Source organism: Campylobacter aviculae (assembly GCF_005406215.1).
Classification (GTDB): Bacteria; Campylobacterota; Campylobacteria; order Campylobacterales; family Campylobacteraceae; genus Campylobacter_D; species Campylobacter_D aviculae.
The window spans coordinates 64,455-77,727 of the sequence record NZ_NXMA01000006.1 but is presented as its reverse complement, the minus strand read 5'-3'; the positions used below and the strand labels follow the sequence as shown (position 1 = coordinate 77,727).

The following is a 13,273-nucleotide window of genomic DNA, read 5'->3' as shown; positions in this document are numbered from 1 at the left end:
CTATAGGTTAAACCTATAGAAATAATTTTAAAGGAATAAAGAATTTACACTTTCGTTATGATACACTCGTCGTATAACTTCTGCAAATACAGGTGCAACACTTAAAACTTTTATATTTGGCAATTCTTGCTTTAAAGGTATAGTGTCAGTAACAACAAGTTCATCTATAGCACCGGTAGCGATTCTTTCATATGCTGGACCACTTAAAACCGGATGAGTGCAACACGCCATTACAGATTTAGCACCCTTATCCTTTAAAGCTTCAGCAGCTTTTACTATAGTTCCTGCCGTATCTATAATATCATCAACTAAAACGATTTCTTTGTCTGCTACATCACCTATGATATTCATCACTTCGCTTTCATTAGCTTTTTCTCTTCTTTTATCGACTATAACTATATCAAGCCCCAAATGTTTTGCAACACTTCTAGCTCTTGCAATTCCACCAATATCAGGGCTCGCAATAACAGCATTCTTAAAATGTTTACTTTTTATATAGTCATTAAACACTATACTTCCATAAAGATTATCAACAGGTATATCAAAAAAACCTTGAATTTGTCCAGCGTGTAAATCAATAGTTGCTACACGATCAATGCCCGCTGCTTGAATTAAATTTGCAACAAGCTTAGCTGTAATTGGTACTCTAGGATTAGCTTTTCTATCTTGCCTTGCATAACCAAAATAAGGAATAATAGCTGTAATTGATTTTGCACTTGAACGACGTAAAGCATCGGTTAAAATCAAAAGTTCCATTAAGTTATCATTTGTAGGAATACAAGTGCTTTGAATAATAAAAACATCTTTACCGCGAACGCTTTCATCAATTTGAACACTGATTTCTCCATCACTAAAACGTTTTACACCTGCATCGCTTAAAGGTAGAGAAAGATATTTAGAAATTTGTCTTGCAAATTCCATATTGGCCGAACCTGAAAAAATCTTATAACCTCGCATAACATAACCTTAATTTGTTTATAAAATTTAAAAACATGATTTTATTAAAACATTCGTTAAAAATAGCTGTAAATTTTAAAATTTCAAGATATATAAGCTGTTTTTTTGGCATAATATCTTACCAACATAGAAAGCGAAAAACATATTACAAAATAAATTCCAGCAACAATACCAATCATAGTCAATATTTCTTCAAAACTAGTTAATTTTGCCAATATAGTTTTAGAATTATATGTAAGCTCTGCTATACCAAGACCTGCCAAATAAGCTGTATCTTTTACAGTGGTCACAATTTGCGATAATAAAGCAGGCATTATCTTTCTAAAAGTTTGAGGTAAAATAATATAAAAAAGAGTAAAAAATTTACTAAAACCTTGAGAATAAGCTGCTTCAAACTGCCCTTTTGGAATGGAATTTAAACCCCCTCGAATAATTTCAGCCATAACCGAACTAGTATATAATGAAAATCCTACAGTTCCCCAAAAAGCTTGTGGAAATTGTCCAAAAAAAACAGGTAAGACAAAACAAGCTGCAAGCATCCATAATAATAATGGAGTATTTCTAAAAATATCTATATAACAAGCCGCTAAAAATCTACTTAATTTATCACCATAATTTTTAGTTATAGCTAAAAAAGTTCCAAAAATAATCGAAATAATACAAGTAGCTAAAGCAATTTTTAACGTAAGAAATAAACCTTGTATTAGAAAATTAATATTTTGCTCATTAAAAACATTTTCCATAGCAGTCCCTTTATCTTATCAAATGTGCTTTTTTTAACTTGTCTTCGTAAGCCTTTGCAAAATAAGCCAAAGGATAACAAATTATAAAATATAAAATTGCTGCAAATATATAAGCTGGTGCGTAATTTCCGTAATCAGCTGCATAACTATCTGCAGAATGCATAAGCTCAGCTCCACCCACAATGAGTAATACAGAAGTATTTTTAATCAAATTTACCATTTGATTTGTCATAGGAGGCAAAATAATTCTTACAGTTTGTGGGAGTATAATATAGCGCATTTGTTGGATATAAGTAAATCCTTGAGAAGTAGAAGCTTCAAACTGCCCTTTCGGTACAGCTAAAATTCCACTTCTAACCACTTCACTTACATAAGCTCCGTGGTAAGCTCCAACTCCTAATACACCAATTGTAAATATATCGAGTCGTATTCCTAAAACGGGCAAAGCATAAAATAAGAAGAAAATTTGTATCACCAAAGGAACATTTTGAAAAAGCTCCACATAAGTTTTAGTATAGGCTCTTATGATTTTAAATTTACTCGTAGCCATAACTCCACCTATAGTTCCAAAAATTATCGCTATAAGCAAAGCAAGGATACTTACTTCTAAAGTATAGATAAAGCCATCGATAAAAGCATCACTATTATCTAAAGCATCTAAAAATTTCCATACCGCAAAAGGACTTATACTATTTTCATCATACAAACCCCAAGAAGTAAGAATTTGTCTTAGATGATCAACAAAACCTATACTTTCATTCATAATATTATAAACCCCATTTTTTAGCTAAGGCATCGATTTCGTTTTTATGATCTCTCACAAAATCATTAACATATTTTGAAAAAGCTGGATCATCTTTTTTGGTTACAATACCATAAGATTGAGGATCAAAACTATCAGGCAAAATCACACTTTTATCGTCAACATAACCTAATAAAATTGATTTATCTACAGAAAATGCATCAACTCTTTTTGTATCCAATGCTGCTTTAATACTTGAATAATCAGGAAATTCACTAAATTTAACATCTACACCAATTTTCTTAGCAGCCTCTCCTATAACTTTTTTTGTGGTTGTGGCTTGACCTACGCCGATATTTGCACCTTTCATATCTGCTAAAGATTTATAATGTTTTTCTTTTAAAACTAAAAGTCCTACAGCATCTTGATAATAAGGCTCTGAGAAATTATATATTCTTTTTCTTTGCGGTGTAATCGTAAAAGTTGCTATCACTGCATCTACACTACCATTATCAAGTAAAGGTCCTCTTGTTTTAGCATTGACTGCAACTAATTTTAATTTTTTTTCATCGCCCAAAATACTTTTAGCAAGTAACTTTGCAATATCAACTTCAAAGCCTTTAATTTCTCCAGTTGTCTGATCAAGTAAGGCATAATGAGGTATATCATTTTTAACTCCAACAATCAACTGCCCTTTAGTTTTGATGGATTCAAGTTTTCCTTCTGCTGCATTGGCACTGTTAAACACAATACAAACACCTAAAGCAAAAATTACCAACTTTAATAAAATTTTTTTAAAAACCATCTTTTCTCCTTTCAAATTTGGTTAGTTTTTAAGAATTTTTCCCAAAAAGAGTCGCGCTCTTTCGGTTTTTGGATTAGAAAAAAAATTGCTTGGAATATTTTCCTCTACAATTACTCCCTCCTCCATAAAAATAATCCGATCAGCCACCTCTTTTGCAAAACCCATTTCATGAGTAACAACAACCATAGTAGTATTACTTTGATGAGAAATTTCTTTCATAACATCCAAGACTTCTTGTATTGTTTCGGGATCAAGTGCCGAAGTTGGCTCATCAAATAAAATATATGGCTTTTTAGTACAAAGAGATCTTGCTATAGCGACGCGTTGTTGTTGCCCTCCAGAAAGAGTGGTAGGATAAACATTTGCCTTATCTACCAAGCCTACAACCTTTAAATAATTAAATGCTATTTCTTCGGCTTCTTTTTTAGATTTTTTTTGAAGTTTTATTGGTGCTAATGTTAAATTCTGTAAAACTGTCATATGTGGGTATAAATTAAAATGCTGAAAAACCATAGCGCAATATTTTCTACAAATTTCAATTTTATTTTTATGGTTTAGAACAAGATTATTAACTATTACCTCTCCAGAACTTACTTCTTCGAGTCCATTCATACATCGGATTGTTGTGCTTTTTCCACTTCCACTTGGACCAATAATAACAAGCTTTTCACCTTCTTTAACTGAAAGATTGATATTTTTTAAGACATGATGGTTTCCATAATATTTATTTACATTTTTTAATTCGATCAAGTTTTTTCCTTAAAAATTTTAATCACAATGCAATGTTGTTAATTAAGGTAATTCTATCATTAAACCGATAAAATAATTCAAAAATGTAATTTATTTTTCTCGATAAATTAAAAAACGTAACCTTTTGTAACATTTTTATGAGCACTAAATTTTCTCATAATAAACCCCATGTGATGAAAAAACCTTCTTAAAAAATATAGTTTCTGGAACTAAATCCGCACTTCCTACATACAATCTTCCTTTATCGGCTAGAATTTGATAAAATCTCTCCATTAATTTAAGCTTAGATTCATGATCAAAATAAATAATCATATTTCTTGATGCTATAATGTCAAATTTTCCAAGTCTTAAGAATTTATCTTCAAAAACATTGCAAAGTTCAAATTTGCATTTACATAGTTCATTTTTATTAATAGTAAAAATTTGATTATCATCACAGGTAAAAAATCTTCTTTTTTCACTTTCGCTTAAATTTTGTAAAGTTCTTCCCTGATATTGACCCAATTTGGCTTTTTCAACTACATTTGAATTAATATCTATACCTAAAATTAGCATATCTTTCATAAAATTTTGTGCAGCTAACATCGCCATAGAATAAACTTCTTCACCGCTAGAACAAGGAGCACTTAAAATATTCACATGCCTTTCAAGACTTTTTGCGTAAAAAATAATTTCTTTTAATTGTGTTAATTCTCTTAAAAAATAAGTTTCTCCTATCGTTACAAAATCTAAAGTTTCTTGTCTAAGGTGTCTGTTGATTTTAAGTTTATCTAAAAAATCTCTAAAGGTTTTAACATTTACTCCTGAAACAAATTTTGATAATTTTAAAAGTAAAATATTTCTTTTTTCATTTAAGTCTATACCGCTAATCTCATTTATAATTTGAATAAACTCATTAAGTTCTAATTCAGTAGGTTTTATTCTTTCTTCCATTAAATTAATCCCCCCCCCCGCTCTATTCTTGTTCTATGAAATTTAAAATTTCTTGTTTAATTTCTTTTAAGCTCATAGGTCTTAAACTAGGGTTCATATCTTTTGCCCTTTTTGGCATACCATAAACCACACTATCAGCCTCATTCTCGCATAAACATTTTACTCCTGCTTTGTGTAATTCAAGTAAACCTTTAGCTCCATCATCTCCCATGCCTGTTAAAATCATAGCAAGAATTTTATTTGTTTTTGCCAAAGGAACTGCAGAATTAAACAATAAATCTACATTAGGCTTAAAACTAGTATCTACATCTTTCCAATTTGCTACAATATTTAAAGTTCCTGTTAAAATTGTATTCTTTTGGCAAATATAAATTTCATTAGCTAACATTTCTTTATCATTCAAAGAAGATACTTTACTCAAAGCTTCTTTGTCAAACTGATTGACAAACGAAGGAATAAAGTTAGCACCCATATGTTGGGCTATTACTACAGATGTATTTTTGATATCTACATCATTTAATAAAAATTTCAATTGATTAGGACCGCCTGTTGAAGATCCTATGAGTACAAGCTTCATTAACTTCCCTTTAGGTTTAGATTATAATTTTAGTATTAAAATTGATTAAATTTTCTATTTTATAATTTTAACATACATAAGGAAAATAAAAACTTAGCCTAAAATTATTTTTAAAAAGCTATTTTTATGATTTGTTATGTTAATATAAGATTTATTTTTGTTTTTAAAATTGGATTTTAATATGCTTAAAGAAAAAATTTACATTGCTAGCGATCACGCAGGTTTTCATCTTAAAGAAAAAATTTGTCTTTATTTTATAGAAAAACAAATTGCTTTTGAAGATTTAGGCACAAATAGCTCTAATAGTTGTGATTATCCAGATTTTGCACATCTATTAGCTTCCAAAATAGATCAAAATAGCTTTGGTATTTTAATTTGTGGATCAGGCATTGGAGTATCAATAACCGCAAATCGCCACAAAAATATTCGTTGTGCCTTATGCCAAGAAAGTCTTAGTGCAAAACTTGCTAGAAAACATAATGATGCTAATGTTTTAGCCTTAGGTGGAAGATTGATTGGTGCTGATATGGCTATTGATATTATAGAGAATTTTATTCAAACTCCTTTTGAAAAAGGTAGACATGTAAAAAGAATTCAAAAAATTGAGGTGGGTTTATAAAATGTTTACAAATTGGCTTATTTTAACGATACTTATTTGCGCTGTTATTTATCTTATTGTGATGTTGCTTTATTATAAAACTTTACTTAATAAAGAAAAGATTTCTAAAGATTTTATAAAAAACAATCTAGATGATACCGAAATCGTTATTAGAAAGCTTCAAGTACAACTTCAACGTAGCTTAGGAAATATAGACGTATTAACAGAAGAACTCAATAAAATCAAAACAGACTTAAGCTCTTTAAGAACAAGAAATTCTCAATATCGTTTAGAGAATGATAAACTAAGACAAAGAATTAAAGAATTAGAAGCAAAAATCGAGGCATTATTATGAAAGAACTTACACAGCAAGAACAGCAGTTTTTATGTCAAAGCATACGAGTTATTCCAAATTTTCCAAAAGAAGGTATTATTTTTAGAGATATTACAACCTTACTAAACAATAAAGACGCTTTATCATTTTTACTCGAACACCTAAGTCAACGTTATAAGGACAAAAATTTAGATTTTATAGTAGGAACGGAAAGCAGAGGTTTTATTTTTGCTGCTATGCTTTGCGCAAAACTAAATTTGCCTTTCGTACCCATACGCAAACCAAACAAATTACCTTCTACTACTTTTAGCTGCGAATATGAACTAGAGTATGGTGTAGATAAAGTAGAAATCCATCAAGATGCTTTTAGAGATATTAAAAATGCAAAAGTTTTACTTATAGACGATTTAATTGCTACTGGAGGAACTGCACTTGCTTCTTTGGAACTAATCAAAAAAGCTGGGGGCCAATGTATAGAATCTTGCTTTTTAATTAATTTAAAAAATTTAGGTGGAATGCAAAAATTACAAGAACATTGTCCTGTCTATAGTGTTTTACATTTTTAAGGAGAAAAATCAATAATGAAAAAATGGTTCAAATTTTTTATTTTTATAATTTTAATTACTTTTATAGCTTATATTTTTTATGTTTTGGTTAAAAATGATTTTTCTTTAGAAGATTTTATTATAAAAATTTGGAATAAACACGTTGAAACTTGGGGTTACTTAATACTTTTTTGCTGGAGTATTTTAGAGGGAGAAATTGGGCTTATTTTAGCCGGAGTCGCTGCACATGATGGAAAAATGCACGTAGCTTTAGCTATTTTTATAGCTGGACTTGGCGGTTTTGTTGGTGATCAAATTTATTTTTATATTGGAAGATACAATAAAAAATACATTCAAAAAAAACTACGATCTCAAAGACGTAAATTTGCTGTAGCACATTTACTTTTACAACGTTTTGGCTGGCCTATAATCTTTATACAACGCTACATGTATGGTTTTAGAACTATTATTCCTATGAGTATAGGCATCACACGCTATAGTAGCAAAAAATTTGCTATAATTAATCTTTTAAGTGCTTGGGTTTGGGCTGCTATAACCATTCTTTTGGCTTGGTATTTTGGAGGTTTAATCCAAGAATTCTTACACTGGGCAAAAGAATGGACTAAAGATTACTGGTACTTAGCCGTTATAGCTGTAATCGGTTTTTTATCTTTATTGATTTTTGGTTTTAAACAAATAGAAAAAGCTATACTTAAAGAAAAAAGGAGAAAATAATGCAATTTGAACTTAGTAATAAAAAATTAAATTCTATTAAGGCTGATTTTGAGCTTGTTTTTATTCAAAATAAAAATTTGAAAAAATTTAGTAAAGAAAAAGATTTTTTTAAATTAAATAATTTTCAAGGTGAAGGCGTATTACTTGATACAAGAAATCAAAAATTATTTACAGAATTAAAAAGTTTATCTTATGAAGATATAAGACTATCACTTTGCAATGCTTATAAAAATTTAGAAAAATTAAATATTAAAAGCATTAAAATGCCTAGTATTATCGGAGATTGTGTTGTTAGAAGCTTCATTTCTTTAACAGAAGGAATACTTTTTGGAGCGTATAAATTTGATAAATATAAAAGTGAAAAGAAAGCAAATACGCTTAAAAAAATTATTATTTCCAGTGAAGAATTAAATGGCAAAAAATTTAATTTAGATGAAGCAAAACTAGGATTAGAACGTGGTCAAATTTTAGCCAATGCCACCAATTTTACTAAAGATATAGTCAATGAAATTCCTGAAATTTATACCCCTTTGAAAATGGCTGAAGATGCAAAAAAATTAGCAAAAGAAAACAAAAACATCACTTGTAAAATTTATGATGAAAAATTTCTTGAAAAAGAAAAAATGAATGCTTTTTTAGCTGTGAATCGCGCTTCCATACATCCACCACGCTTGATTCATCTTAGCTACAAAGCTAAAAATTCTAAAAAACGTATTGTATTTGTAGGAAAAGGCTTAACTTATGATAGTGGCGGACTTAGTTTAAAGCCTTCAGATTTTATGCTAACTATGAAAGCTGATAAAAGCGGTGCTGCTGCTGCAATGGGTATAATAAAAGCTGTATCGGAGCTCAATTTGGATTTAGAAGTGCATTGTATTTTAGGAGCCACAGAAAATATGATAGGTGGAAATGCTTATAAGCCTGATGATGTATTGATCTCTCGTGAAGGAGTTAGTATAGAGGTTAGAAATACAGATGCTGAAGGTCGTCTTGTTTTAGCTGATTGTCTTTCGTATGCACAAGATCTAAAACCAGATTTACTTATCGATATGGCTACTTTGACAGGAGCTTGTGTAGTAGGTCTTGGAGAATATACAAGTGCTATTATGGGAAATAACGAAGGATTACAAAATGAATTCTATTTAAGCTCTAAAAAAAGCGGAGAATATACAACTATTTTACATTTTAATCCTCATTTAAAAGAACTCATAAAATCCAATATTGCTGATGTTAGCAATACAGCTTCTAGTCGTTATGGTGGAGCAATTACTGCTGGATTATTTTTAGATAAATTCATACGCAAAGAGTATAAAGACAAATGGTTACATCTTGATATAGCTGGTCCTGCTTACGTGGAAAAAGCTTGGGGATATTCAAGTTTTGGTGCTAGTGGTGCTGGAGTAAGAATGTGTGTTAATTTTTTAATTCATCTTTTAAGGAAGTCTAAATGAGTCTTTCAGTTGGAATAGTAGGACTTCCAAATGTTGGAAAATCAACAACTTTCAACGCATTAACCAAAGCTCAAAATGCTCAAAGTGCAAACTATCCATTTTGCACTATTGAGCCTAATAAAGCTATGGTTGAAGTTCCTGATACAAGACTTAATAGGCTTGCAAAAATTGTAAAACCTGAAAGAATTATGCATTCTCTAATTGAATTTGTAGATATAGCAGGACTTGTAAAAGGAGCAAGCAAAGGCGAAGGGTTAGGAAATAAATTCCTTTCTAATATACGAGAAACTGAAATGATTTTGCACATAGTTCGTTGTTTTGATGAGGAAAATATTACTCATGTTGAAGGAAAAGTAGATCCTATACGGGATGTAGAAATCATTAATACAGAGTTAATCTTAGCAGATATTGAACAGCTTAATAAAAAAATTGAAAAGCTTAATAAAGAAGTTAAATCCAATCAAAAAGGCGCAAAAGAAAATTTAGAACTTGCTAATTTATTATTAGAACACTTAAACAAAGGTTTATCCGCTAGTTCCTACCCTGATAAAGAAAGTGAAACTTATAAAAATTTAATCAAAGAATTAAGATTGCTTTCTGCCAAAGAAGTTATTTACGGAGCCAATGTTGATGAGGATGGGATCAATGAAGATAATGATTACGTAAAAGTCTTAAAAGAATACGCAAAAAAAAATAATCATGAAGTTATCAAACTTTGTGCTAAAATCGAAGAAGAATTAGTAAGCTTGAGTGATGAAGAAAGTCATGAATTCTTAAATTCTTTAGGGGCTAATGAAAGTGGGCTTGATCAGATAATACGCACTGCTTTTTCTAAACTTGGGTTTATTAATTATTTTACAGCTGGAGTTATTGAAGTGCGTTCTTGGACGATAAAAAAAGGTTGGAAAGCACCAAAAGCAGCAAGTGTGATCCATAATGATTTTGAAAAAGGTTTTATAAAAGCCGAAGTTATTTCATACGAAGACTTTATAGAGTATGGCGGAGAAAATAAAGCAAAAGAAGCTGGAAAACTGCGTCTTGAAGGAAAAGATTATATTGTTCAAGATGGAGATGTAATGCATTTTAGATTCAATGTTTAGTAAAAATTCTAAACATTGATTCACAAAGAATCTAAAAATCGTTCCAAAATTTTAATCTGTTTTTCCACGCTAGCCTTAGAACTCGATCCTTCACTTTTTTTAGAATTTAAAGAATTTTCAAAGTCTAAAAGCTCTATAGTTTTTTTATCAAAAACAGGATCAAACTCTCCAAGATCTTTAATTTCACTTATATCAATTCCTTTTCTTTCCGCCTGTGCAACAATATTTCCCACGATAAAATGTGCCTTTCTAAAAGGAATATTTTTTTCACGTACCAAGTAATCAGCCAAATCTGTAGCCAATAAATGACCTTTTTTGCAAGATTGAAGCATATTTTCTTTGTTGATTTGAATTTTTTTCAACATAGCATTTAAAATTACCAAACTATCTCGTGCGGTTTTAACACTATCAAAAAGGCCTTCTTTATCCTCTTGCATATCCTTATTATAAGCCAAAGGCAATGCTTTCATTATTGTAAGAAGGGAAATTAAATTGCCATAAACACGACCTGTTTTTCCTCGTATAAGCTCACAAACATCAGGATTTCTTTTTTGTGGCATTATAGAACTTCCGGTAGAAAAACTATCGCTTATCGTTAAAAAGCCGTATTCTGAACTAGAGAATAAAATCATTTCCTCGCAGAGTCTTGAAGTATGTGTAAAAATTACCGCTATATTATAAAGCAAATCTAAAGCAAAATCTCTATCGCTTACTCCATCCATGGCATTAGGCATGATGTCTTTAAAACCTAATATTTGGGCACTTAATTTACGATTTGTTTGATAACTCGTTCCTGCACAAGCACAGGATCCAAGAGGGGAATAATCAGCTAACTCTAAACCATTTTGCAAACGTTTAATATCTCGCATAAACATAAAAGCATAGGTTAAAATATAAAAAGAAAAACTTATAGGTTGAGCATGTTGTAAATGAGTAAAACTTGGCATAATGGTTGTTTTATGTTTTTTAGCATAAGAAATTATAGTCTTAATAAGCTCTTTTAAAAGAAAAATGATTTCGATATTGGATTTTTTTACAAAAAGTTTAAAATCTGTAGCCACTTGATCGTTTCTACTTCTAGCAGTATGGAGTTTTCCACCTATTTCAGATCCTATAATATCACTTAAACGTTTTTCTATAGCCATATGAATATCTTCATTTTTGATATCAAAAATAAATTCTCCCTGCTCTATTTCATTTTGAATTTGATTCAAACCCTTTATAATATTATCTAGTTCCTCTTTTTTTAAAACACCGCAACTTTCAAGCATTCTAGCATGGGCTATAGAACCTATTATATCTTCTTTATATAAATTTTTATCCGTATCTAAACTTGCATTAAATTCTTGTAAAAGCTCATCGCTTAATTCATTAAAACGTCCAGACCACATTTCATTTTTCATCATATTTTTATCCTGATTGATTAAATTTTAGGACCAAATTGTCTAAATTCCATTCCTTCTTTCACATCTTCATAGCGTTTAAAATTTTCTATGAACATTTTAGCAAGCTTGTCTCTTGCAGCACAATATGCATTTTTGTCTTCCCATGTATTAATAGGGTTTAAAAGCAAACTTTCTACCCCTGTTAAATTTCTAGGAATAGCTAAATTAAACACATCAAAATTTTCAAATTCACAATTTACTATGCTACCATCTAAAATTGCGTCAATACAAGCTCTAGTTGCTTTTATGCTCATTCTTTTACCTACTCCATAGCCACCACCTGTCCAACCTGTATTAACCAAATAAACATTAACATGATATTTATCAATTTTTTCACCCAATAACTTCGCATAAACAGTTGGATGAAGTGGCATAAAAGGCTCACCAAAACAAGCTGAAAATGTGGCTTGAGGCTCAGTTATACCGCGTTCTGTTCCCGCTACTTTTGCAGTATATCCGCTTAAAAAATAATACATTGCTTGTTCTTTGCTTAATTTACTAATTGGAGGCAATACGCCAAAAGCATCCGCGCTTAGAAAAATAATATTTTTTGGATGCCCTGCTTTTAAGGTAGGTTCGTGATTTGTTATATGATCTATTGGATAAGACACTCTTGTATTTTCGGTTTTTGTTGCATCGCTATAATCCACGCTTTTATCCTCTTTTAAAACCACATTTTCTAAAAGTGCATTTCTCTTAATAGCAGCATAAATTTCTGGCTCATTTTTAGGATCAAGATTGATTGTTTTCGCGTAACATCCTCCTTCAAAATTAAACACGCCTTCATCATCCCAACCATGCTCATCATCCCCGATTAACCTTCTTTTTGGATCGGTTGAAAGGGTGGTTTTTCCTGTGCCACTGAGTCCAAAAAATAATGCCACATCTCCTTTTTCGCCTACATTAGCACTACAATGCATTGAAAGCTTATTTTCTAAAGGCAACCAATAATTCATCATGGAAAAAATGCCCTTTTTCATCTCTCCAGCATACCAAGTACCGCCAATAACTGCAATATTTTCTTCTATATTAAAAACTACAAAAACTTCAGAATTCAAACCATCTTGTTTATATTCATCATTGATACATTTACAAGCATTATAGACAGTAAAATCTGGCTTAAAATCTTCTAATTCTGTTTCATTTGGATAAATAAACATATTTTTTACAAAATGGGCTTGCCAAGCAATTTCAGTTACAAATCTCACCGCCTTGCGACTTTGTAATGATGCACCACAAAAAACATCTTGTATATAAATATCTTTTTCGCTTAATTGATTTTTAGCCTTATTTAAAAGCTTATCAAAAAGTTCTTTTGTGATCGCTTGATTTACTTTCCCCCAAGCTATATATTTGCTAGAAGGTTCTTGCTTAACAAAATACTTATCTTTTGGACTTCTGCCTGTAAAAATTCCAGTGTCAATACAAAAAGTATTATTATTGCTACATTGTCCTTCTTTATTTTTATTCTCATGTTCAAATAACTCATCATAATTTAAATTATAATAAATTTTTTTCGTATCTCTTAACCCTAAATCCTCAAATTTTTTCATCTTTT

General features: G+C 30.4%; 15 protein-coding genes. 6 read left to right on the top strand and 9 right to left on the bottom strand.

The genetic code is table 11. The annotated features are described in order from the left end of the window. Nucleotides 1-27: 27 nt before the first annotated feature. The 7 genes from CQA76_RS04510 to CQA76_RS04480 form a co-directional block, all read right to left on the bottom strand. Nucleotides 28-957: a ribose-phosphate pyrophosphokinase gene (locus tag CQA76_RS04510; RefSeq protein WP_137622254.1), complete on the bottom strand. Its 930-nt coding sequence runs from the start codon at nucleotides 955-957 to the stop codon at nucleotides 28-30. Nucleotides 958-1,040: 83 nt separating this feature from the next. Continuing rightward, the gene (locus CQA76_RS04505; protein WP_137622253.1) at nucleotides 1,041-1,700 is read right to left on the bottom strand and encodes an amino acid ABC transporter permease; all 660 of its coding nucleotides are present in this window, start codon (nucleotides 1,698-1,700) and stop codon (nucleotides 1,041-1,043) included. A gap of 10 nt (nucleotides 1,701-1,710) precedes the next feature. Then, nucleotides 1,711-2,463 (bottom strand): amino acid ABC transporter permease, encoded by a 753-nt coding sequence (locus CQA76_RS04500; protein WP_137622252.1) that lies wholly within the window; start codon nucleotides 2,461-2,463, stop codon nucleotides 1,711-1,713. 4 nt (nucleotides 2,464-2,467) lie between these two features. Continuing rightward, on the bottom strand, nucleotides 2,468-3,247 hold the full coding sequence (locus CQA76_RS04495) for a transporter substrate-binding domain-containing protein (RefSeq protein ID WP_137622251.1): 780 nt from the start codon (nucleotides 3,245-3,247) through the stop codon (nucleotides 2,468-2,470). A gap of 21 nt (nucleotides 3,248-3,268) precedes the next feature. Beyond that, nucleotides 3,269-3,997: an amino acid ABC transporter ATP-binding protein gene (locus CQA76_RS04490; RefSeq protein WP_137622250.1), complete on the bottom strand. Its 729-nt coding sequence runs from the start codon at nucleotides 3,995-3,997 to the stop codon at nucleotides 3,269-3,271. Nucleotides 3,998-4,141: 144 nt separating this feature from the next. After that, the gene (locus CQA76_RS04485) at nucleotides 4,142-4,930 is read right to left on the bottom strand and encodes a CheR family methyltransferase (RefSeq protein ID WP_137622249.1); all 789 of its coding nucleotides are present in this window, start codon (nucleotides 4,928-4,930) and stop codon (nucleotides 4,142-4,144) included. 22 nt (nucleotides 4,931-4,952) lie between these two features. Beyond that, nucleotides 4,953-5,507, bottom strand: a complete 555-nt coding sequence (locus CQA76_RS04480) for a CheB methylesterase domain-containing protein (RefSeq protein ID WP_137622248.1) — start codon at nucleotides 5,505-5,507, stop codon at nucleotides 4,953-4,955. 181 nt (nucleotides 5,508-5,688) lie between these two features. Between CQA76_RS04480 and rpiB the strand changes: the two genes are divergently transcribed. The 6 genes from rpiB to ychF are packed head-to-tail and all read left to right on the top strand — an operon-like array spanning nucleotide 5,689 to nucleotide 10,270. Further along, nucleotides 5,689-6,126 carry a ribose 5-phosphate isomerase B gene (gene rpiB, locus CQA76_RS04475; protein WP_137622247.1) on the top strand — a complete coding sequence of 146 codons (438 nt, stop codon included), beginning with the start codon at nucleotides 5,689-5,691 and terminating at the stop codon, nucleotides 6,124-6,126. A 1-nt stretch (nucleotide 6,127) separates the two neighbouring features. After that, entirely contained in the window at nucleotides 6,128-6,460 is a 333-nt protein-coding gene (locus CQA76_RS04470) for a hypothetical protein (RefSeq protein WP_137622246.1), read from the top strand. Then, on the top strand, nucleotides 6,457-7,005 hold the full coding sequence (gene apt, locus CQA76_RS04465) for an adenine phosphoribosyltransferase (RefSeq protein ID WP_137622245.1): 549 nt from the start codon (nucleotides 6,457-6,459) through the stop codon (nucleotides 7,003-7,005). The genes CQA76_RS04470 and apt overlap by 4 nt, the downstream gene beginning before the upstream one ends. Before the next feature lie 15 nt (nucleotides 7,006-7,020). Then, nucleotides 7,021-7,719 carry a DedA family protein gene (locus tag CQA76_RS04460; RefSeq protein WP_137622244.1) on the top strand — a complete coding sequence of 233 codons (699 nt, stop codon included), beginning with the start codon at nucleotides 7,021-7,023 and terminating at the stop codon, nucleotides 7,717-7,719. Next, nucleotides 7,719-9,170: a leucyl aminopeptidase gene (locus CQA76_RS04455; RefSeq protein ID WP_137622243.1), complete on the top strand. Its 1,452-nt coding sequence runs from the start codon at nucleotides 7,719-7,721 to the stop codon at nucleotides 9,168-9,170. The genes CQA76_RS04460 and CQA76_RS04455 overlap by 1 nt, the downstream gene beginning before the upstream one ends. Next, nucleotides 9,167-10,270: a redox-regulated ATPase YchF gene (ychF, locus tag CQA76_RS04450; protein WP_137622242.1), complete on the top strand. Its 1,104-nt coding sequence runs from the start codon at nucleotides 9,167-9,169 to the stop codon at nucleotides 10,268-10,270. Before CQA76_RS04455 ends, ychF begins: the two co-directional genes overlap by 4 nt. Before the next feature lie 20 nt (nucleotides 10,271-10,290). Here ychF and argH read toward each other — a convergent pair whose 3' ends face one another. Further along, nucleotides 10,291-11,673, bottom strand: coding sequence for an argininosuccinate lyase (argH, locus tag CQA76_RS04445; protein ID WP_137622277.1), 1,383 nt, complete (start codon nucleotides 11,671-11,673; stop codon nucleotides 10,291-10,293). 20 nt (nucleotides 11,674-11,693) lie between these two features. Further along, nucleotides 11,694-13,268: a phosphoenolpyruvate carboxykinase (ATP) gene (gene pckA / locus CQA76_RS04440; RefSeq protein ID WP_137622241.1), complete on the bottom strand. Its 1,575-nt coding sequence runs from the start codon at nucleotides 13,266-13,268 to the stop codon at nucleotides 11,694-11,696. Between the last annotated feature and the right edge of the window lie 5 nt (nucleotides 13,269-13,273).

Bases quoted from the DNA above. Each gene is read 5' to 3' on its own strand.
- CQA76_RS04510 (WP_137622254.1), bottom strand. From the start codon at position 957: ATGCGAGGTTATAAGATTTTTTCAGGTTCGGCCAATATGGAATTTGCA.
- CQA76_RS04505 (WP_137622253.1), bottom strand. From the start codon at position 1,700: ATGGAAAATGTTTTTAATGAGCAAAATATTAATTTTCTAATACAAGGT.
- CQA76_RS04500 (WP_137622252.1), bottom strand. From the start codon at position 2,463: ATGAATGAAAGTATAGGTTTTGTTGATCATCTAAGACAAATTCTTACT.
- CQA76_RS04495 (WP_137622251.1), bottom strand. From the start codon at position 3,247: ATGGTTTTTAAAAAAATTTTATTAAAGTTGGTAATTTTTGCTTTAGGT.
- CQA76_RS04485 (WP_137622249.1), bottom strand. From the start codon at position 4,930: ATGGAAGAAAGAATAAAACCTACTGAATTAGAACTTAATGAGTTTATT.
- CQA76_RS04480 (WP_137622248.1), bottom strand. From the start codon at position 5,507: ATGAAGCTTGTACTCATAGGATCTTCAACAGGCGGTCCTAATCAATTG.
- rpiB (WP_137622247.1), top strand. From the start codon at position 5,689: ATGCTTAAAGAAAAAATTTACATTGCTAGCGATCACGCAGGTTTTCAT.
- CQA76_RS04470 (WP_137622246.1), top strand. From the start codon at position 6,128: ATGTTTACAAATTGGCTTATTTTAACGATACTTATTTGCGCTGTTATT.
- apt (WP_137622245.1), top strand. From the start codon at position 6,457: ATGAAAGAACTTACACAGCAAGAACAGCAGTTTTTATGTCAAAGCATA.
- CQA76_RS04460 (WP_137622244.1), top strand. From the start codon at position 7,021: ATGAAAAAATGGTTCAAATTTTTTATTTTTATAATTTTAATTACTTTT.
- CQA76_RS04455 (WP_137622243.1), top strand. From the start codon at position 7,719: ATGCAATTTGAACTTAGTAATAAAAAATTAAATTCTATTAAGGCTGAT.
- ychF (WP_137622242.1), top strand. From the start codon at position 9,167: ATGAGTCTTTCAGTTGGAATAGTAGGACTTCCAAATGTTGGAAAATCA.
- argH (WP_137622277.1), bottom strand. From the start codon at position 11,673: ATGAAAAATGAAATGTGGTCTGGACGTTTTAATGAATTAAGCGATGAG.
- pckA (WP_137622241.1), bottom strand. From the start codon at position 13,268: ATGAAAAAATTTGAGGATTTAGGGTTAAGAGATACGAAAAAAATTTAT.